This window comes from Streptococcus pseudopneumoniae (assembly GCF_038148935.1).
Classification (GTDB): Bacteria; Bacillota; Bacilli; order Lactobacillales; family Streptococcaceae; genus Streptococcus; species Streptococcus pseudopneumoniae_U.
The window spans coordinates 1-247 of sequence record NZ_JBBJZX010000268.1 but is presented as its reverse complement, the minus strand read 5'-3'; the positions used below and the strand labels follow the sequence as shown (position 1 = coordinate 247).

Genomic DNA, 247 nt, shown 5'->3' with positions numbered 1-247 from the left:
AGCTTTCAAAGCTGATTATGTTCCTGTTGGGACAGATCAGAAGCCAATGATTGAGCAAACTCGTGAAATTGTTCGTTCTTTTAACAATGCATATAACTGTGATGTCTTGGTAGAACCGGAAGGTATTTATCCAGAAAATGAGAGAGCGGGTCGTTTACCTGGTTTAGATGGAAATGCTAAAATGTCTAAATCCCTTAATAATGGTATTTATTTAGCTGATGATGCGGATACTTTGCGTAAAAAAGTA

The 247-nt window shown here is 36.8% G+C and carries 1 pseudogene; it reads left to right on the top strand.

What is annotated here, in order from left to right:
- Nucleotides 1-247 (top strand): annotated as a pseudogene (locus WKI42_RS10925) (tryptophan--tRNA ligase); the annotation flags it as partial.